Source organism: Paenibacillus sp. KACC 21273 (assembly GCF_028736095.1).
Lineage (GTDB): Bacteria > Bacillota > Bacilli > Paenibacillales > Paenibacillaceae > Saccharibacillus > Saccharibacillus kyungheensis.
The window spans coordinates 1121387-1141682 of record NZ_CP117876.1 but is presented as its reverse complement, the minus strand read 5'-3'; the positions used below and the strand labels follow the sequence as shown (position 1 = coordinate 1141682).

General features: G+C 39.4%; 18 protein-coding genes. 5 read left to right on the top strand and 13 right to left on the bottom strand.

Features of this window, described 5'->3' with window-relative positions:
* Nucleotides 1-13: 13 nt before the first annotated feature.
* On the top strand, nucleotides 14-985 hold the full coding sequence (locus PQ460_RS05320) for a nuclear transport factor 2 family protein (protein WP_274171967.1): 972 nt from the start codon (nucleotides 14-16) through the stop codon (nucleotides 983-985).
* A gap of 280 nt (nucleotides 986-1265) precedes the next feature.
* The gene (locus PQ460_RS05315) at nucleotides 1266-2210 is read left to right on the top strand and encodes an AEC family transporter (protein WP_274171966.1); all 945 of its coding nucleotides are present in this window, start codon (nucleotides 1266-1268) and stop codon (nucleotides 2208-2210) included.
* 94 nt (nucleotides 2211-2304) lie between these two features.
* Here the strand turns inward: PQ460_RS05315 and PQ460_RS05310 are convergent, their stop codons facing one another.
* Nucleotides 2305-2922 carry an NUDIX hydrolase gene (locus PQ460_RS05310; protein WP_273613451.1) on the bottom strand — a complete coding sequence of 206 codons (618 nt, stop codon included), beginning with the start codon at nucleotides 2920-2922 and terminating at the stop codon, nucleotides 2305-2307.
* A gap of 40 nt (nucleotides 2923-2962) precedes the next feature.
* Complete coding sequence (locus PQ460_RS05305) at nucleotides 2963-3562, bottom strand: histidine phosphatase family protein (RefSeq protein ID WP_273613452.1); 600 nt, start codon at nucleotides 3560-3562, stop codon at nucleotides 2963-2965.
* A 333-nt stretch (nucleotides 3563-3895) separates the two neighbouring features.
* Here PQ460_RS05305 and asd point away from each other — a divergent pair, with 333 nt between their 5' ends.
* The gene (asd, locus tag PQ460_RS05300; RefSeq protein WP_273613453.1) at nucleotides 3896-4732 is read left to right on the top strand and encodes an archaetidylserine decarboxylase; all 837 of its coding nucleotides are present in this window, start codon (nucleotides 3896-3898) and stop codon (nucleotides 4730-4732) included.
* Between the two features lie 479 nt (nucleotides 4733-5211).
* On the opposite strand, the gene PQ460_RS05295 is transcribed toward asd, so the two are convergent.
* Both PQ460_RS05295 and pdxR read right to left on the bottom strand, forming a co-directional pair.
* Entirely contained in the window at nucleotides 5212-5997 is a 786-nt protein-coding gene (locus tag PQ460_RS05295; RefSeq protein ID WP_273613454.1) for a helix-turn-helix domain-containing protein, read from the bottom strand.
* Between the two features lie 99 nt (nucleotides 5998-6096).
* Nucleotides 6097-7665, bottom strand: a complete 1569-nt coding sequence (gene pdxR / locus PQ460_RS05290; protein ID WP_274171965.1) for a MocR-like pyridoxine biosynthesis transcription factor PdxR — start codon at nucleotides 7663-7665, stop codon at nucleotides 6097-6099.
* Between the two features lie 114 nt (nucleotides 7666-7779).
* Between pdxR and PQ460_RS05285 the strand changes: the two genes are divergently transcribed.
* On the top strand, nucleotides 7780-8397 hold the full coding sequence (locus PQ460_RS05285; RefSeq protein WP_274171964.1) for a pyridoxamine 5'-phosphate oxidase family protein: 618 nt from the start codon (nucleotides 7780-7782) through the stop codon (nucleotides 8395-8397).
* Between the two features lie 193 nt (nucleotides 8398-8590).
* Nucleotides 8591-9889 carry an aminotransferase class I/II-fold pyridoxal phosphate-dependent enzyme gene (locus PQ460_RS05280; protein ID WP_273613457.1) on the top strand — a complete coding sequence of 433 codons (1299 nt, stop codon included), beginning with the start codon at nucleotides 8591-8593 and terminating at the stop codon, nucleotides 9887-9889.
* Between the two features lie 140 nt (nucleotides 9890-10029).
* Here the strand turns inward: PQ460_RS05280 and PQ460_RS05275 are convergent, their stop codons facing one another.
* From PQ460_RS05275 to PQ460_RS05235, 9 genes are all read right to left on the bottom strand, one after another.
* Nucleotides 10030-10734 carry an ABC transporter ATP-binding protein gene (locus tag PQ460_RS05275; RefSeq protein WP_274171963.1) on the bottom strand — a complete coding sequence of 235 codons (705 nt, stop codon included), beginning with the start codon at nucleotides 10732-10734 and terminating at the stop codon, nucleotides 10030-10032.
* Nucleotides 10731-11534, bottom strand: coding sequence for an ABC transporter ATP-binding protein (locus PQ460_RS05270; protein WP_274171962.1), 804 nt, complete (start codon nucleotides 11532-11534; stop codon nucleotides 10731-10733). The genes PQ460_RS05275 and PQ460_RS05270 overlap by 4 nt, the downstream gene beginning before the upstream one ends.
* A gap of 65 nt (nucleotides 11535-11599) precedes the next feature.
* Complete coding sequence (locus tag PQ460_RS05265; RefSeq protein ID WP_273613460.1) at nucleotides 11600-12868, bottom strand: branched-chain amino acid ABC transporter permease; 1269 nt, start codon at nucleotides 12866-12868, stop codon at nucleotides 11600-11602.
* A gap of 9 nt (nucleotides 12869-12877) precedes the next feature.
* Nucleotides 12878-13864, bottom strand: a complete 987-nt coding sequence (locus tag PQ460_RS05260; RefSeq protein ID WP_204826776.1) for a branched-chain amino acid ABC transporter permease — start codon at nucleotides 13862-13864, stop codon at nucleotides 12878-12880.
* Between the two features lie 132 nt (nucleotides 13865-13996).
* The gene (locus tag PQ460_RS05255) at nucleotides 13997-15208 is read right to left on the bottom strand and encodes a branched-chain amino acid ABC transporter substrate-binding protein (protein ID WP_273613461.1); all 1212 of its coding nucleotides are present in this window, start codon (nucleotides 15206-15208) and stop codon (nucleotides 13997-13999) included.
* A 466-nt stretch (nucleotides 15209-15674) separates the two neighbouring features.
* Nucleotides 15675-16295, bottom strand: a complete 621-nt coding sequence (locus tag PQ460_RS05250; RefSeq protein WP_274171961.1) for a TetR/AcrR family transcriptional regulator — start codon at nucleotides 16293-16295, stop codon at nucleotides 15675-15677.
* 102 nt (nucleotides 16296-16397) lie between these two features.
* A complete protein-coding gene (locus PQ460_RS05245; protein WP_274171960.1) occupies nucleotides 16398-17549 on the bottom strand; it encodes a YhgE/Pip domain-containing protein in 1152 nt (383 codons plus the stop codon).
* 189 nt (nucleotides 17550-17738) lie between these two features.
* Nucleotides 17739-19004: an MFS transporter gene (locus PQ460_RS05240; protein WP_274171959.1), complete on the bottom strand. Its 1266-nt coding sequence runs from the start codon at nucleotides 19002-19004 to the stop codon at nucleotides 17739-17741.
* A gap of 65 nt (nucleotides 19005-19069) precedes the next feature.
* Entirely contained in the window at nucleotides 19070-20230 is a 1161-nt protein-coding gene (locus tag PQ460_RS05235) for a winged helix-turn-helix domain-containing protein (RefSeq protein WP_274171958.1), read from the bottom strand.
* Nucleotides 20231-20296: the final 66 nt, after the last annotated feature.

Here is a 20296-nt window from a genome sequence, read left to right as displayed (position 1 = left end):
AGGAGTGTTATTCATGATGAAGAAAACAAGTACATTGGCAATCAGTTTTACATTAGCATCTGCGCTTGCAGTTACAGGTGTTCAGGCGAGTCCACTTGCAGGATCAAAAGATAATACATGCACCTCTTCTCCTGTCAAAATATCTTCTACCAGTGCGACACCAACTAGCACGACAACAGCGAAGTCTACAGAAGCGCAATTGGCTAAAAACAAAAAGTTGGTACTCAACATGTACAAAGATATTTTCAATGATCATGAATTGAACAAAGCTAGCTTGTATATCGTCTCAAATTATAAGCAACACAATCCGTTAGCTGCAGATGGTCGTCAAGCTTTTGTGAAATTTTTTGGATCTTACCTGAAGCAGAATCCAAATTATAAATCTGAAGTAAAACGCATTATCGCTCAAAATGATCTAGTGGTTGTGCATAATTATGTGACCACAGGTGCGAAAGATCGTGGAAGCTCTGTAGTCGATATTTTCCGTATCAAAAACAACAAAATCGTAGAGCACTGGGATGTTTTCCAACCGGTTCCTGCCAAATCAGCAAATACAAATACGATGTTCCCTGCTAAAGGTACACCTGTCGAAGTCACTCCTCTAAGCCCGAGTGAAGTTCAAGCAAATGCCAAAATGGTGCGAACATTCTACGATGATCTTTTTAACAAACACGATGTATCTGTGATTAACAAATATATTGCTGAAGATTATATTCAACATAATCCTACCGTGCCTACAGGTAGAGAGCCTTTGAATCAATTCGCTTCATTTTTACAATCTAACAAAAATAGCAGCAACAAAATTATTCGTGTCATTGCAGAAGGTGATATAGTCGTTCTGCATAGCTGGAGTCGTATGGATAAAAATGATCGTGGTTCTGCAGTAGTCGATATTTTCAGAGTAGCTGATGGTAAAATTGTAGAACACTGGGACACTATACAAGCCGTTCCTGAGAAATCAGCTAACAAAAATACAATGTTTTAAGTTCGGTCTCATATACAATCTAAATAAATAAATCTTCGCTTAGTTGACGAAGAATGATTGGGAACATACAAAAGCCACTTCATGGACGCTGTAATTAGCAGCATAACGAAGTGGCTTTTGTGTGCTCTGATATATCATATATTTCCAATCAGATCACTCTTTCCAATAAACGAATAATCATTGATAGGTACAGACTATAAATGAATAGGATATAGATATTTGACGAAGAGTACATTCAGACGTAAATTGGTAACATCGCACTAGAAAGGATGAATACCATTTGATCATGAATCTGTTACATACGTTATATCAAGTTTTTTTGCCGATCTCGCTACCTGTGATTGGTGGTATTCTGCTCAAGCGATTCCGCAATCTCGATAGTAAGCCGATTGCTACGATGTCTCTGTATGTATTAACACCAGCGATTGTATTTAATACTTTATTGCATGCTGATATTTCGCTACAAGATATAGGCACTACTATTAGCTTTTCATTATTAAGTCTTGTGTTATTATGGGCGATTGCGGTCGGGTTGAGTCGTATTTTACGATTGAATAAAGAAGAACAAGCCGGTCTAACACTTATCTCTACATTTACGAACTGTGTGAATTATGGGCTACCGTTGGTATTACTAGCTTTTGGACAATTGGGATTAGATAAAGCTTCGGTCTATGTAATCGGGCAAATGATTATTGTAAATACTGTCGGCGTGTTTTTTGCAGCTCGTTCTCAATTTTCGGTAAAGCAAGCAGGTATGGCTATTTTTCGACTACCTGCCATCTATGCGACGGTGATCGCTATCCTATTACGAGTAACTGATCTTTCATTGCCAACTGCACTTGATTCTGGATTTGCAATGTTAGCGGCGGCTTATTCACCAGTAGCGCTTGTTGTTCTAGGCACACAAATGATTACGATGGGCACTACAAGCTCTACGACCCCTGCTGAACACACAATATCATCTAGCAACAGAGCATTCTGGGCAGGCATGAGTATTCGTCTCGTAGGCGCTCCGTTGCTGTCATGGGTATTGTTAACATTGTTGCATGTGGAAGGCATATTGTTTAGTGTATTGTTGATTCTTACATCGATGCCAACCGCAGTCAATGCTGTTATTCTTGCAGGACAATTCAATGCGGCTCCCCAGCTTGTTTCCCGTTGTATTCTTTGGACAACACTGGCTTCCTTTATAGTGATGCCGGTATTGATCGTCTGGTTACAATAATCATCTCTTACAATCATGATCCGATGATTGTTATCATAACTAGACATGTTCTGGTTTTCTTTATTTTTACAATGACCAATACAGTTACTTATTATTAATCGCAAAATACCGTTTTATGCGGACTGCTGTTACTATCAAACATTTTCAATATTTGCTCTTGAGTATTACGTTCTACTGATAAAGGCGGTAATTCATGGGCAGCAAAAAAGCCGACTTCGGATGTCTCATCACCTACGGTTGCTTCTCCGCCAACTATCCGGCACAAAATAAAAAACTTATATACATGCCAGGGAGACGGTGGATGGTTATGGAAATTTTTATCCGCGACACCAAGCAGACGAACCGCTTCTACATCGAAGCCAGATTCTTCTTTCGTTTCTTTAACTGCAATCTGCTTGGGCGATAATCCTATATCTCCCCATCCACCCGGTAATGCCCACGCACCGTCTTGCTTTTCACGTACCATCAAGATTTTATCGTTTTGAAAAACAACAGCGCGAATATCGACTTTGGGCGTTGCATACCCTGTCTCATTGGCAAAAAGCGCTTGCACTTTTTCCACTTCTACATCGGTATACTGATGCATAATCTCTACACTAAGTTCTCGTAACTGTTGGAAACGTTCAATATCATACATATCTTTAGAGTATTCTAGCCCTGCTTGACTGATCGCTTGAATCTGTTTCGCCCATTCTAGCCACTTTAATTGCATGATTCTAATCTCCTTTGATTACAAACGATCTGTACCCTCTTTATTCCAAAGCTTCTGCTTCAGACGGTAATAAATGTTGAGTACAGTTGTATAATTCACAACTCCACACATGATCTTCATTACAGTGTACAACAGTCATCGACATATTTTCCAGTCCATGCCATTTCGGTTCATCTGCTAAAATCTGATTTAACACATGATTAAGTAACACGCCATGACTAACAATCAAAATGCGCTCATTTGGATAAAGACTCACTAATTCTTCCAGACAACTTACTCCACGTGCTGCTCCAGACTCAGGCGTTTCCAATCCAAGATCTTGATTTTTCCAGTCTTCTCCCCAGCGTTCGATACGGTCAGCTTGAGTCGTTCCCTCAATCAGACCTCCATCCAATTCACGTAGACGAGGATCAGAACTAATTTGCAAATCTCCACCTTCTGCTATCGCTTGCGCTGTCTGTTGTGCACGAATCAGATCACTTGCATAAATGCGATCCCACGATTCGGTTTGGATTCGTTTGCCTAATTGATACGCTTGCTCCCAACCACCTTCATCTAGTGGAATATCTGAACTCCCTTGTGCTCTGCCTTCTTTATTCCAAATGGTACTACCATGTCTGATTAATCCAAATGTAGTCATTATTATTCCTCCATTCACGTACTTACTTCTGTATGATTTAGCATATCCTTCTGTATATATCAAATGGTACGATTATCAATTGTGATCTCTCTATTTTATCACTGTTAGGTGACAATTCGTAGGCTGATTTTAGATACGATCCTGTCACATTTGATTCAAACCATTGATTTCATGTGTTATATATGGCAATATAACGTAGCGAACCAACGAGCGTTATCGTCCAGTATTTTAGCGAGTAAAAAGCATTTTTTAATAGAATTATGGTCGTGCTTGTCTATTCAAGCACTACATCATATTTGTTTTCCCGAATGTAGAAAGGGGTTCAACTTTATTATGGCCAACACAGTGTTTCGCCTGATGACCGAGTTATCTTCACGCAAGTGGGTTTCACGGCTTACAGGAAGCTTCGCTAAATCACGGGCCAGCCGGACATTTATCCCGAAATTTATCCAGGCATATCATATTCCAGCGGAAGAAGCAGAAAAAAACATACAAGATTATAATAGCCTTAATGAATTTTTCACACGTCGACTTCGTCCTGGAATGCGTCCGATTGATGCTGATCCAATGTCGCTTGTGAGTCCGGTCGATGCTGTGATTACAGCAATGGGGCCACTTCAGAACAATGTCATTCCACAAGTAAAAGGTCAAGACTACTTACTGGAAGAACTACTTAATTATTCTCCACGTATGGAGACGTACAAAGATGGATATATGTTTGTGCTCTATTTAAGCCCTACTGATTATCATCGTATTCATTCACCTGTCACAGGTAGACAGACCGAGTCTGAACATATCCCAGGCAAAGTATATCCTGTCAATGATAAAGGTATGACCTTTATGCGTTCTGTACTCAGTCGTAATGAACGATTAATTACCTACATGTCTCATGATTGTGGCGAAGTGGCTGTCGTCAAAGTAGGTGCGCTCAATGTAAGCAGTATTCAATACGCTGATCCTGAACGTACATCATGGCAAAAAGGTGATGAACTGGCTTATTTCGAATTTGGTTCTACAGTAGTTCTACTGGTGCAACAAGGAACATTTATAGCCAATGAACAATTACACATTGGTAGTAAAGTTAAAATGGGAGAACGTCTGGGTACACTGGTCGATTTGCAAGCTACTCGCCCTTATCGTCGTGTTGCTCCAGAAACGGTTCAATCTTAATCATATACTTCTATAATGGATGTAGAGATAAGAATAGAAAGACAGCCCTATTTGAAAGAATACTTTCAAGCAGGGCTGTCTTTCTATCATCTGATCAACCGGTAAAGGTTGAGATATGCTATATATAGTAGATTGCTGAATACACATTCAACAAGCCTTGTATAAGTTAAAAGAACGACCTAAGTATACACCTTGTGATCAAAACCACGATTCAGTAAGAGTAGTGGACATTTTGAATCGACGCAGCCGATTACGAAAAATGTTTTTACCTGCTGTAGATGAACCGCCTCTGTTACGAATCCGCTGTCTAAAACGCATTTTCTGTAGACCTCCTTCCATTTACATTACGTTAACATGACAAGTATTACCCGTTGACAATTATTGTGAAACAATCGAGAATCACGGGTATCCCTATCTTAAATCAAGCATAATGTAAAATGCAAAGTTTACAGAAATGTATGATTGACCCTATGTCCTATTTATCTAATCTCAGACGGGCTTTTACCTGTATATTGCTTAAATTGACGACTGAAAAAGAAAATATCTCGATATCCCAGTGCATCTGCTACTTCAGTTACATTCATGCCTGTATAGACTAGCAAATGTTCTGCTCGTTCGATCCGCATTTTGATAATATACGATTGCACCGATACACCGATTAACTCTTTAAATTTGATCGAAAAATAGCGTGGTGACAATCCGGCACGTGAAGCCAAATCTTCTACCCGATGAGCCAGACTAGGATGTTGACGAATATAATTCGCAATTTCCTGCACAACTTCGCTTAGCTGATTACTGACTTTGCGCTCTACCGGTTCACGCTGATCTTCACGTAATAAATGAATCATTAACTGCTTCAAAATCAGCTTGGCTTCTTCTTCTGCGGCAAAAGCTTGTTCGAGAAATAATCGTACATACCGTACCAACATATATTCAAAATCAATTCGCTCTTCTAATTTGCGATAACGTACAGGAATCATTTGCGCCGGTTCAGCGATATCAAAATGAATATAAGTAAGCACCAGTGGTTTTTGCGGATTGTGTGTCGCTGTTGTCTCATCCCCCGGATAGAACAAAAAACAACTGCCTTGACTGATCGGATAAGGCTCACCGTTTAGAATTAATTCTCCTTCACCGCTCCACACATAGAATAAATCATAATTGGGCATCGGTTTTTCACGTTTGGGCCAACGCCATTCTGGTTCACAAAAGATTTTAGCAAAAGCTGGTTTCAGTATAAATGAAGAAGGTGACAAATTCAGCATCACTCAACCCTCCTTGATTTTATTTTATCTATAGCTCTATTCAATCCTAACAACAGATAAGATAGCTTTTCTTTATATTGACCAAAAAGTCTGTAACCGTCAATCATTGTATTGCATACGATCCCATGATTCTCGCAGACGGCGAACGCCTTCAATAATATGAGATTCAGGCAGATACGCGAAAATAAAACAAGCAGACGGTACAGTAGGCACAATCTGATATGTAGCAGCATCACGCCAGACTACACCATGACGATAAGCAGATTGCATCCACTGACTATACATAGCAGGTTGGTGTTTCCATGTGGCATAAGCATGCAATCCGCAATCGGTTTGTTGCCAGTGAAATAGTTCATCCAGATTGTACTCATGAATTGCTTGTTGAAAAACATCATAACGTGAGCGATATAACCGATTCATACGGCGCAAATGTCGTACATAATCACCACGAATCATAAATCGTGCTAACGCTCTTTGCTCTAATCTAGCAGGTGGCAATGGATCATAGATGCGCTTGGCAGCGGTAAGTGCTTGCGCCAGTGCGGTCGGCAAGATCGCATAACCAAGACGCAGACTGCTGAACATACTTCTAGAAAAGGAGCCGACATAGATCACACAATTCGTATCATCTAAAGCTTTGAGCGGTTCGATTGGACGACCCGACCAGCGAAATTCACTATCATAATCATCTTCGATGATCCATGCTCCACGAGACCTTGCCCATTGTAAAATATGTTGACGACGAGCCAGTGGTAATATGGATCCAGTCGGAAATTGACGACCCGGTGTGACAACTAACAATTGAGCATGCCAATCTTCTGGAATAATGCCATGCTGATCTAGTGGAGCAGGTTCGATCTTCCCTCCACATGCCGTAATCGCACGCCGTATACCGGAATAGCATGGATTTTCCAAAATGACGGTATCTTGTTCATTGATTAACAATTGACACAGCAAAGCTATCACTTCCATAGAACCGCTACACAATACCACTTGTTCTGGAGTAGCTGTAATTCCTCGTGTTCGCCCTACATGATGACAGATTGCTTCACGCAACCAGAGATCACCTTGAACTGTCGCCTTATTGGTATCGAGTGCTGACTTTTGCACATCTTTACCTGCGGCAGACAATGCGCTTTTCCACGAAATCTGTGAACTGCCTTCTAATATAATTTCGCCCGATTGAAAAGAAATGATGTCAGGTGGTGCATCTGTAGAGTCCATTTGTTGATGTAAAGACTTCACTAGATGATGTTCGTCATAAGTAGAATCTGGTGTATATGTGCGAGTATCTATAATTTCCTGTTCAATCTGCACAATCCGTTGTCCCCATAGCGATAAAGGAGGCAAAGGTGCTGTCGTATTCGATATATGATCTGCTTGGATCGGAATATCGTTATCTGTATTCGATAAAAGAGATTGTTCGATCACAAAAGTTCCTTTACCTACAGCAGATTGAATATATCCTTCAGCCAGTAGCATGTCATACGCTTCCGATACACTTCCACGTGATAATCCATACATCGTAGCTAGATCACGAGTAGAAGGTAGACGTGTTCCACTGGCTAGCGATCCATTTAGAATACCTTCTCGCAGTGCATGGTATAACGCTACATATTTATGTTGATACTTCTGAATAGCACGCTGGTACGCAATCGTAATATCCATCGTATTCTCCTTTATTGGACTACTTGTTTTCATGCAAATTGGCTCTTTTGACTAATCCAATTGTAGCATATGCTGAAATGCATAGATGGTCAATACACAAAAGGAGAGATACATATGAGACGCAAAGAATTTACGATCGAAGAAGAGCAAGAACTGGAAACATTTTTACAAGAAATGAGTTTTGGATTTCTAGGGATGAGTCATGAAGATGGATTTCCGAGGGTGATTCCACTCAACTTTGCTTATGGTAACGGTGTTTTTTATATTCATGGTAGTCGTGCAGGAGAGAAAATGAAATTGCTCAAACAGGATACTCGTGTTACATTTTCGGTCGCCAAAGAGTATGCGCTGATTCCTTCTTACTTTACCGATGCTGAACTGGCTTGCCCTGCGACAGCCTTTTTTAAAAGTGTAACGGTACGTGGACATGCAGAGTTGATCACCGATCTGGAAGAGAAAGCAGATGCTTTTTCGATATTTATGCATAAGCTTCAACCTGAAGGCGGTTATGATACGATTGATGCGAATGATCCACGTTATATCCCGCAATTAAAAGGAGTCGCTTTGATCAAAATTGTCCCGCAGGAATGGACAGCCAAGTTCAAATTCGGTCAAAATGTCAAAGGCGATCAGCGTCAACATATTATTGATGGTCTCCAAGAACGTGGTCTTGACGATGATCTAACTACAATCGAAATGATGAAAAAATACTGTCCACATCATCAAAGTTAAGGGCTATTGGGCTATATGTTATAAGATTCACATCATAGTCACAACTTACCCGTCAAATTTCACTTCCTGAACGGTGACACTTCAACGCGAAAAATGATATACTAGGGCAGCAGAAATCAGGCGAACTTCTACTGTTCCATTATCATCAGGTGCGGCTGATTCATTATTTAACAGACCTGGAAGGATGAAAACGATGAACCCACTGGCTGGACAATTGAACGAGAAACTGAAAACAGATAGTCCTCATATTTATGAGATGTTATCGACTCTTGGCAAAGAGATTTATTTCCCAAAAGAAGGTATATTAAGTCAATCGGCAGAAGCATCAAGCCAGGCTAAAAAATATAATGCAACGATCGGAATTGCAACTGAAAATGGTGGACCGATGCATTTGAAGGTGCTACAAGATTCGTTGTCTGCTTTTGCTCCTAAAGATTTGTACCCTTATGCTCCACCTGCGGGCAAACCAGAACTTCGCAGTGTATGGCGTGAGAAAATGATCAAAGACAATCCTTCATTACAAGATAAAAAATTCAGTAACCCTATCGTTACCAATGCATTGACACATGGTCTAAGCATTGTAGCGGATCTGTTCGCAGACGTAGGCGATGCTGTTATATATCCAGATAAAAACTGGGAAAACTATGAGCTTACTTTTGCGGTTCGTCGCGGAGCGGAGATCATCACTTATCCATTATTTACAGCAGAAATGACATTTAACAGCGATGGATTAAGAGATGCTCTGTTAGCGCAAAAAGAAAAAGGTAAAGCGATTGTTGTTCTCAATTTCCCTAACAACCCGACAGGTTATACTCCAAGTGTAGCGGATGGCAAAAAAATCGTAGCTGCAATTAACGAAGCGGCGGAAGCAGGAATCAATGTAGTCGTAGTTACCGATGATGCTTACTTCGGATTATTTTTTGAAGATTCGTTGCATGAATCATTGTTCGGCTCATTGCTTGACTTGCACCCACGTATTCTACCGATCAAAGTCGATGGTGCTACCAAAGAAGAATATGTATGGGGCTTCCGTGTCGGCTTTATCACATATGGCGCGCAAGATACAGAATCTATTGTAGCTTTAGAACAAAAAACACTGGGTATTATTCGTGCAACCATTTCCAGTGGGCCACACCCATCACAGACATTTATTCTAAAAGCGTTACAAGATTCTAATTTCGAAGCGCAAAAAGAAGAAAAGTTCCAAATCATGAAAGGCAGAGCAAACAAAGTTAAAGAATTGCTCGACACTGATAAATATCAAGATGCATGGGAATACTATCCATTCAACTCGGGATACTTTATGTGCCTCAAATTAAAAGACGTATCTGCGGAAGATGTTCGTCTACGCTTACTACGTGAATACGAAGTAGGCACAATCGCTCTTGGCGCACATGATCTTCGCGTTGCTTTCTCTTGTATCGCTGAAGAATATTTGGAAGACCTGTTCAACTTGATCTACCAAGCGGTTCAAGATGTGAAAAAAGGCTAATTTATTTAAATGAACTGTTATAATTAAAAAAGCTTCTGTCCACTATTGAGAGAATTATTCTCTTTATAGCGATACAGAAGCTTTTTAATTTCTCATAAACAACCATCACAATCTAATTCAAAACAAAAAAAGTAAACTATCTATGCCAAATAAGCTTCCCGCACCTGATTGTTTGTTAAAAGTACTTTGGCATCATCCTGCAAAATAATTTCTCCTGTCTGAATGACATATCCCCGATGTGCGATCTGTAATGCTTGATACGCATTTTGCTCGACCAGTAAGATGGTCATTCCTGCATCATTCAACTCCTGAATAATCTCAAAAATCTGATCGACCAATACCGGAGCAAGACCCATCGAAGGCTCATCCAACAGTAGAATTTTGGGATTCATCATCAGTCCTCTAGCAATCGCAAGCATTTGCTGTTCGCCACCACTCATCGTGCCACCGGTCTGATGATAACGCTCTTTGAGCCGTGGAAAATATACAAATGATTTCTCTATTCGCTCTTTGATTAGCTTTTTACTTTTGACCGAGAACGCGCCCATTTCCAGATTTTCTTTTACTGTTAAACGCGGGAAAATACGACGCCCTTCCGGCACATGTGCAATACCACTTTGCGCAATCACATGCGGTTCAAGCGATGTAATCTTTTTGCCATCAAAATAGATCTCGCCTTTGGTCTGCACCTGTCCACAGATCGACTTGAGTGTAGTCGATTTGCCTGCACCGTTGGAACCGATCAATGTCACAATCTCGCCTGCATTCACTTCCAGATTGATACCTTTTAACGCTTCAATACCACCGTAAAAAGCTTGTACATTTTTTAGTTCGACCAGACTCATATCTGTATCTCCTCCTCGACTGCACTTTTACCGAGATACGCTTCGATCACTTTGGGATTGGAACGAATATCTTCAGGGCCACCTTCAGCGATCTTCTCTCCATGATCCAGTACAAGAATATGATGAGATAATTCCATCACTAATTTCATATCATGTTCAATCAAAATAATCGAAATATCCAACTCTTGCTGGATACGACGGATCAGCCCTGTTAATTCAGACGTTTCGCGTGGATTCATCCCTGCGGCAGGTTCATCTAACAGCAATACTTTAGGCTTGGCGGCAAGTGCGCGGGCAATTTCTAATCGCCGCTGTGCGCCATAGGATAGGCTGCTTGCTTCTTCGTTATACCATTCTGCCAGACCGACATATTCAAGTAATCGGTACGCTTCACGCTGGGAATCATGTTCTTCATGACGAACACGAGGTAGATTTAACAGTGTGCCGATAATACCTGTTTTGAGATGAATATGCATACCGACCTGCACATTTTCAAGTACGGTCATACTGCCGAACAAGCGAATATTTTGAAAAGTACGGGCGATACCACGACTGGTGATCCGATCAGGCTTAATATTAACAATCGATTTTCCATCCAGTTCAATATTGCCTTTATCCGGTACATATATCCCTGTAATCATATTAAAAAAAGTCGTTTTGCCCGCTCCATTCGGCCCGATGACTGCTGAGATTTGTCCTTTCGGAAAATCAAAGTTCACTCCATTCACAGCCGTTAATCCGCCAAAACGTTTGATCAAATTGGTCACTTTTAGCACACTATGATCGGGGTAGTCACTCATACTTATGCTCCTTCCTCATTCACTGTTATTCACTCAACGGATCTAATTATGCTGTGTATTAACTTTTAGTCTGGTTGTACTTCTGACTTGGATACAGGTGGAGATGGATCTTTGACTGCTTCCTCAGGAAGTCTGCGATTTCGAGCAGCAATTAATCCATTCGGACGGAAAATAGCGACTAAAATTAAGATCATACCGAAAATAAATCGTTGCATTTTAGAAGGAGATAACGCATTAGGTACTTCAAAAATTCCTTGCTGAGACAATTGATTAAGCCAGCTTGTGAACTCGGTCAACACCTGTAAATTCAGAATCGTGACCAGACTTGCTCCTAAGATCACACCCGGTACACTGCCCATTCCACCTAACACAACCATTACCAGAATCGTGATCGACTCGATCAATGTAAAGCTGGTCGGATCGATAAATGTCTGCTTGGCTGCAAACACAACACCCATCATTCCTGAAAAAGAAGCTCCGATTGCAAAAGCCATCAATTTGGTACGAATCAAAGGAATCCCCATCGACTGTGCAGCAATTTCATTTTCACGTACTGCTTTCCACGAACGCCCTAGACGTGAATGTTCTAACCGCCTTACTGCGAAGATAACAATTAATAGTATCCCGATCACGATAAAATAAAATTGATGTGGAAATGTAAATTGAAAGCCAAATAAATTCGGTGGCTGGATCGAAGATAACCCCATCGCACCATTCGTAATATTGACGGGCTTTTCTAAATTATTAAAAATAATACGAATGATCTCCCCGAATCCCAGTGTCACAATCGCCAGATAATCGCCTTTGACACGCAGTACAGGCAGACCGAGCAATATCCCGAAGATCCCTGCAATAAAACCTCCAATTAGAATAAAAATCCAGAAGCTTTCACCGGATAACGGAAAGAGTTCTCCTGAAATAAAATTATTCGCTTGCCCTGTCGCAAAAATGCCGTATGTATAGGCGCCTACAGCGAAAAAAGCAATAAACCCCATATCTAACAATCCTGCAAATCCAACGACAATATTCAGCCCGAGCGCCATCGCTACATATATACCGCATTGGGTCGCTACTTCCATATACGATTCGCGTGATGTACCGCCTGAAGTGGCGAATGGAATCACAATTACCAGTAAAAATACGGCAATACTCCATTTCATCCCATTGCTAAATGACGTATAGTACAACAGCAACAGCGAAGCCAGCATCAATAGAAAGGCAGTGACCGAACGGTCGATCAAATATACAGCACCTGCGGTTACCAGTATAAATGCAGCTAATAGTAATCCTTGTGCAAGTTTATTCGCTTGCAACATCGTTTGTAATTTCCCCATCGGTTTCACCTACACTTTCTCTTTGATTGCTTTGCCGAATATGCCCTCCGGTTTGAAGATCAATACAATAATCAGAATCATAAAAGCAAATACATCTTTGTACTCTGCTCCAAAATTACCACCTGTCAAAATGCCCAGATTCGATGAAGCAAACATTTCAAGCACACCCAGTACGATTCCGCCGAACATCGCACCACGAATATTACCAATTCCTCCTAGAACAGCAGCCGTAAATGCTTTGAGTCCCAAAATAAATCCGATATACGGATCAATCGTTCCATACTGTTGAGCAAATAAAACCCCTGTCGATCCACCTAATGCTGAACCGATAAAAAAGGTTAGCACAATCACTTTATTTACATTGATAGACATTAACGATGCGGTCTCCCGATCTTGCGCAACTGCACGCATCGCACCGCCCCATTTGGTTCGATTCACAAAAATATCGAGTCCAATCATTAACAAAATGGCGATTACAAAAATAAACAATGTATTCGCTTTGACTGAAGCATCGGTAAACCAGCTAGAGATCGAAGAAAGAGGCAATTGATAACGCTGATCAAATAATTGCGGTGTGCTAATAATATAATTACCTGTTTTGAGCTCCGCGATAAATCGAATCACATCTTGCAAAACAAACGAGACTCCAAAAGCAGAGATTAATAGAATCAACTTGGGCGCTTTGCGTAACGGTCGATAAGCTACCCTTTCAATCCCGACTCCGAGTGCGCCTGTAACCAGCATTGCGATCAAAATAATCAGCAAATACGACAACCATGCGGGCATACCGGTCAACCAACCTGCCCCCTGAAAACCAAACAGCACCGCAGTCCCTACAAAAGCACCGGTCATAAAAATCTCACCATGCGCAAAGTTAATCAATTCCAGAATACCGTATACCATCGTATAACCCAGTGCTACTACAGCATAGATTGCACCTAGCGCCAGACCATCGATCAATACCTGAGGTAAAGTTTGCAAAATACTTGAGAACATTCAGTTACTCCCTTCATACGCTCATTCGTCATTCTGCTACATGATGATTTTGCAAAAGTACTCTAAAACAAAAGCCAAAAGATGTGTATATCACAGCACATACCTTTTGGCTTTTATTTGGAAAAGGATTGTTTATTTCGCAGGTTGAGCAATCTCTGCTTCAAGTGATCCTGGATACGTAGCATCAGCGAATTTGTAAATAAATACTTTCGCATACGCATTGTCTCCGATATCATCAAAGCTTACTTTAGTCGCTACACCTTCAAAATCTTTGGTCGCACGCACAGCATCACGTACCGCATCACGAGCTGGTGCTTCTGTACCTGAACCCATCGCTGTTTTGATCGCTTCTAACATGACACTCATCGAATCATACGCATAGACAGAATAACCTTCTGGATTTTTACCAAATGCTTCTTTGTAACGGGCTGTCCATTCTTGTCCGTCCGGTAATTTGCTAATATCTCCAGCTACCGAACTGTACAATGCTCCTTTTACATCAGCGCCAGCAATATCGACCAGACCGGAAGAATCAAGCGCATCTCCTCCCATAATCGGAGCTGTAATTCCTTTATCACGAGCTTGCTTAATCAATAGACCTGCTTCAGCATACAATCCACCGAAGAAAATAAAATCAGGCTTTTGCGTAGCTGCAATATTCAGTACACCATTGAAATCTTTTTCACCAACAGTGATTCCTTCATAGCCAGAAATCGTAGCTCCTTGGGCTTGAGCGGCATCACGAAAAGCTTCCGCCAATCCCTGACCGTAAGCTGTTTTGTCTTGTATAATAAAAATATTTTTGGCTCCTGCTGTTTTTATAGCATATTCAGCCGCTGCTGGACCTTGAAAATCATCACGTGCAACGACACGATTAACTACTTTGAGTTTGCGATCGGTTAATTCTGTAGCTGTACTTGCAGGGGAGATCATCGGGATGTTGTATTTTTCGTAGACAACAGAGGAAGGAATAGATACGCCGGAGTTCAGATGCCCGATCACGCCTAATACTTGTTGATCAGCACCGATCAATTCAGCATTGGCTACACCTTTTTTGGGATCACCTTGATCGTCATAAGGAACCAATTCGAGTGAATATCCTAATTTGGTAAACTCTTCTTTGTGATCTTCCATCGACATCTGTGCACCTAGCTTAATCGCTTCACCTTGAATAGAACTACCACCGGATAATGGAGATTGGGTAGCAATTTTAATCACTTTACCACCTGTACTTGCTGTAGAACCTCCACTTGCGCCAGAAGAAGACGTAGCTCCATTTCCACACCCTGCCAGTAATCCTGTAATCAATGCTGCGATCATTAATCCACTCCACTTGCTTCTCATCATAATCCCCCTTTAATAATGTAAACTTTAGTAACACATTAAATTAACTATGTTGCCTATTTCTTACATCAGTATAACGATATCCATTATATTATTCAATTAGAATTTATATCTTCTAATTCCAAATAATATAATATTTAAATGTTATTAACTGATTAACATTCATTATACTGTGAAAATTTAGGTTATCAATACTATTTTTATTCATTTTAAAAGTTTTTATAATTATTTACTGATATTTTATAATATACATTCTCTATTTCCAACATGTTAGGTATATACTATTCACCTTTTTATTTTATCTTCTATGTAATATTTACATATTATTAATGTTATTTTATGTAACATTAGTTCATAACAAAAAAAGCCAGAAATTTCACTTATCTTCTTAGCGGAAGATAAACAAAGTTCTGGCTTAGTTACCACTATACCTGTAAATAACATCTGCATATAGCGTCTTGATGATCTACGATATAGCGATCTGTTCATTGGTACAACCGAGACCACGTAAAATATACTGCGTCAATTCTTCTAACTGATCATTCTCTACAGAACGCTGAATATCTAGCAATGTGACGACAGTTAATGACTTGACATCATTACTGCTAAATAAAATACTGCCCATCACTTGCAAAGAAGTATGATTCAACGACCGAAAATAAAAAGTGCCTTGCTGTAGACCATTTTCCAAATAATGACGAAGTAATTGCCATACCGGAAGAGTGTACTTTTGAATAATATCGATTCGCTGAGAATGCAGGGTGAATTCTTGATGTATAATGTCTGAAATCTCTGGATCACATTTGCAAAAATGATACATCTCTTCAATCAACCGCTTCATTCCCTGAATCGGATCGACTTCTTCACGACGGATATGTTCTGCAAATAGAGGAATTGGAATAAATTCTTTTAACATCGCTTCAAATAATGGCTCTTTGCCACCATAATAATACGAAACTAACGAAATATTCGCATTCGCTTCTTTGCAGATTTCTCGTACTGAGGTTGCTTCAAACCCTTTTGTGGCTGCTAGTTTTTTGGTTGCTTGCAAAATACGCATTTTAACATGGTCTTCATTTTTATCCACCACGTTCACTTCCCTGCCTTTGATTGCTATCGCTAGAAATCATCCGTATCTCCATGATGCGGAATAGTAATCTTTTCCAGCCATACTGTCTTTATCATATCATCAAGACTCGGCTATCGCTACCAGTGGAGAGACAGGCAGTTTGTCTTTGCGTAGTGCAGTGGCAATTCCAATAATAATAAGAGCAACAATCATAATACATACCAGTGCTAGGCAATCTTTGCCTACACCTGTACCGCCGAACAATAGATTCATTAACCCTTGTACAGCATAAGTCGCTGGAAACGCCGACCCAATCCACTGGTAAAAGTCTGGTAGCAATTCACGTGGCATCATCGCTCCTGACGAAACCAATTGTACAGACAAAATCAAAATATTAAATAGCATTCCTGCCATATCGAATACAAATAAAAACATCTGTGCAACTAACATAAAAGTTAACAAGAATAATGCTTGAAAGCCCCACAATGCCATAAATCCATGCCCTAACTGTCCTCCGAATAATGCCACCAGTGAAGTCCCTACCAGAGATACGACAATCGATGCACCTGCTGTCACTAACAAACGAACAGACATACGTGACCAGCGTCCGAACCGACTTGCCAGTGCTTTGGACGAAATCTGGAAGTTCTGTCCCATAATCATCGCACCGACATAGGAAGCCAGAATCATCATCATCGGCACCATCTGATTGTTCATCCCTTGTACGGGATTGACCGATTGAATATCAGACACCACCCGCTGAGACATCATTGTCGCCGCCGTCTGTGCTTGTTGTTCTGGAAGTTGTCCTGCAAATACACCTTTTAGTCCACTTTCCACAGCGACTTTATTAACATTAGCAGTAACTTTATCTGCAATCGAAGTCATCATATTTTTGATCATAATTGGATTGGATTCATTGATAAAATAATGCAATTGTGCAGGATTCTGAGACTGTACAGTCGTTGCAAAATCTGCTGGAATCTCAATAATCATCTGTATATCACGTTCTTGCAATTGTTGCTGAGCTTGAGCTAACGTCATCCCTGTGCGAACACCTACAGGTAACGAAGATTGCAGACTGGTAATCAACTGTTCTCCGTATACTTTATCTTCATTAACAACAGCTACATTCAAGTGATCTAACCGTTCTGTAATGCCTTGATAACCGGTCATCCACACAATGGTAAAAATAAGCTGAAATAAAATCGCTGTCGCAATCCCTACTTTGGTCGTAGGCAACTTCATAAATGCTGCAAAAATAGATTTCATAATTCCTCCCGTATCGGCTAACTCTACCGTATCCTTGATTTTACCAAATTCAAACAATCGTTTTAAACGACTGTTTGATTAATATAATGATTGAAAACGATTACTGTCAAACTTTATTTTAAATTTTACATATAGTGGTCTGTAAAACAACAAAAAAGCACCCGTTATGTTAACGAGTGCTTGAGTGATTTAATCTATTTCTTGCCTCCATATTTTTTCAGAAAAAAACCAACCACTTATTCCTAACAAACTAACTATAATACCTAATATGCTAAATACACTTGAAGGATCGGTATACTGAATCCATAAACCTCCTAGTAAAGGTGCAATGACCATCGTAATACTAGATAACATATTTTCAATTCCAAATACTCGTCCAGTCATAGTAGAAGATGTTTCTTTTTGCAAAATATAAGTATAAATAGGTATAAATAATCCGTTTCCTACCCCTAGTAATAGTCCACAAAAAATAACGATAAGAGTAACAATATCTCCCGAAGTAACCAATCCCATACCTAATATACCTGCACCAATAATAATATACGCTCCGCCTAAATTCTTACCGTAATAGATATATTTTTGTTTACGTTTATAACTCATTGTAATTAAAGCACCTAATCCTGCTGCTGTAATCATCCATCCTAATAAATAAGGACGATCAGGAGCAATCACACGAAATAAAGATGCGAATTGAAAATCAACCATTTGAATTATAAGCATTCCGCAAAAACCAAATAATAAAGTAGCTAACAGTAAGCTTTGCTTCTTTACAAAAAACCAACCTTCTACTAATGCTTGCCATGTATTTTCATTTAATTTGCTATCCGAATTAGGTTTGTTAGAAGTAGCGTCTGCTACAGTTTTTAAAGAAATATTCGTTTTTAAGATTGATAATAATAATAAAAATGATCCTAACCGCATCACCATATTAACTACAATACACACACTAAATGAAGTCATACTTAGTATCATACCACCAATCAATGGACCTACTAATTTGGAAGATTGCTTCACTATTCCATTCCATGAAGAAGCCTGTAACAATTGTTCTTCTTTTACTATTCTTCGAGTTAGAGACTGTTGCGCTGGAATTTGAACAACAGCTAGCAATGAGCGTATTCCCAATAAGAGAAGTAAGACATAATAATTGGAGATTAATAAAAGTAGACTCGTTAATACTAAAATCGATATATCGCTAATAAGCATAAGTTTGACTTGGGAATAACGATCTGCCCATACTCCTGCCCATGAACCAAAGAAAATACCAGGTAATGCCATAACAACTGGAATCCATGCTAATTGCAAAGGAGTGACCTGCCAATAATAAGCAACCATAATCTGAATTGCAATAACATCAAACCAATCCCCTAAAGATGAAGAAGAATACGCCATTAACATTTTTCGGAAAATACGATGATGTAGCAATGAAGTAGAAGATTGAGATACTACACTCAATATAGATAACACCCCTCTAATGAATAAGATACTTCTTATCCTATAGAGGAATTGTCAGAAGAATATCAGACGGCTCCCAAAGCTTGAAAAATCATCTGTTTAATCTTATAGGCATGGGAAGAATGGCTATACCGAATACAAGCTTGTTCATATGCACGATTATATTTTTGCGTAACCGAATGTTCAGGTAAATGCTTGCTTAATAGATGACTAATCTGTCGTAGACTTCCAATATATAGCTCAAGATGATTAGATACATATAGAATCTCCAAACCTTGATCTATAGCTATAGTACCTTCATAAAATTGATCAGATTGTCTTAATAACATCCAGATTCCTTTAATACATTCATAACGTCCTACTTCACGAAGATATGGCTTATGATTCAACATATGATTTAAGAGATTCATTTCAGTTTCTATATAAAGATCAGAGGTATTTACATCTACTATAGATAATAATACCTTTACAAGCTGTACTGCTAATTCAAAACTTTCCATTTTCTGATCTTTTACAATGCAATAAGTTTCTTCTAGTTGTTTCCAAGCACGTTCCCATTGCTCTGTCTCAATATACAAATCAACAATATTCAAAATTTTCATTTCTAATTGTTGGTCAGCAGACAAAATATGTGCATCTAATACTTTTTCCCAAAGTTCTAATGTTGGAGTAATATCTTGCTGTAGAGTACTATGTAGCAACAATAACCAGTATACTTTGTCATTGATAGAAAATGATTGATCTTCTATAAACCAATCCAAATCATACAAAATAAACTTTAAATACATATGATAGAAAGGTTCTATTTCAAAACCTAATACTTGCTGTTGAGCAGCTAAAGTCATTAATGATTTCCCTTTACCTAATAGATGGTATCTTTTAAGTAAGCTTGTCATATGTTCTTGAATTTCTTGATCTGCTAGAGGAAAATTTGGTAAAAGCCGTTGTTCTTGAATTGTTAAACTATATCCATAACCATGAATGGTATGAATCTGCACATCCTGCCATACTTTTAACTTTTTACGTAATCGATAAATATGATCATCGACTGTTCGATCTGTAGGATATTCCATCTTCCATACCTGATCTAATAATTGCTCTCGATGAAAGGACTGATTACGATATGTATAGAGAAATTGTAGCAGAGCAAATTCTTTTGCAAGCAAAGAAATACAATCTCCTTTATGACAGACATTATAGGTAGATGGGTCAAAATCTAAAGACATCTCTTTTCCTCATTTCTGTATCTACGATAGCATCATGAATGGGTTGATTATGTGCCCGACAAATTA

Coding starts and splice junctions, on each gene's coding strand:
- PQ460_RS05320 (WP_274171967.1), top strand. CDS start 14: ATGATGAAGAAAACAAGTACATTGGCAATCAGTTTTACATTAGCATCT.
- PQ460_RS05310 (WP_273613451.1), bottom strand. CDS start 2,922: ATGCAATTAAAGTGGCTAGAATGGGCGAAACAGATTCAAGCGATCAGT.
- PQ460_RS05305 (WP_273613452.1), bottom strand. CDS start 3,562: ATGACTACATTTGGATTAATCAGACATGGTAGTACCATTTGGAATAAA.
- asd (WP_273613453.1), top strand. CDS start 3,896: ATGGCCAACACAGTGTTTCGCCTGATGACCGAGTTATCTTCACGCAAG.
- PQ460_RS05295 (WP_273613454.1), bottom strand. CDS start 5,997: ATGCTGAATTTGTCACCTTCTTCATTTATACTGAAACCAGCTTTTGCT.
- pdxR (WP_274171965.1), bottom strand. CDS start 7,665: ATGGATATTACGATTGCGTACCAGCGTGCTATTCAGAAGTATCAACAT.
- PQ460_RS05285 (WP_274171964.1), top strand. CDS start 7,780: ATGAGACGCAAAGAATTTACGATCGAAGAAGAGCAAGAACTGGAAACA.
- PQ460_RS05280 (WP_273613457.1), top strand. CDS start 8,591: ATGAACCCACTGGCTGGACAATTGAACGAGAAACTGAAAACAGATAGT.
- PQ460_RS05275 (WP_274171963.1), bottom strand. CDS start 10,734: ATGAGTCTGGTCGAACTAAAAAATGTACAAGCTTTTTACGGTGGTATT.
- PQ460_RS05270 (WP_274171962.1), bottom strand. CDS start 11,534: ATGAGTGACTACCCCGATCATAGTGTGCTAAAAGTGACCAATTTGATC.
- PQ460_RS05265 (WP_273613460.1), bottom strand. CDS start 12,868: ATGGGGAAATTACAAACGATGTTGCAAGCGAATAAACTTGCACAAGGA.
- PQ460_RS05260 (WP_204826776.1), bottom strand. CDS start 13,864: ATGTTCTCAAGTATTTTGCAAACTTTACCTCAGGTATTGATCGATGGT.
- PQ460_RS05255 (WP_273613461.1), bottom strand. CDS start 15,208: ATGAGAAGCAAGTGGAGTGGATTAATGATCGCAGCATTGATTACAGGA.
- PQ460_RS05245 (WP_274171960.1), bottom strand. CDS start 17,549: ATGAAATCTATTTTTGCAGCATTTATGAAGTTGCCTACGACCAAAGTA.
- PQ460_RS05235 (WP_274171958.1), bottom strand. CDS start 20,230: ATGTCTTTAGATTTTGACCCATCTACCTATAATGTCTGTCATAAAGGA.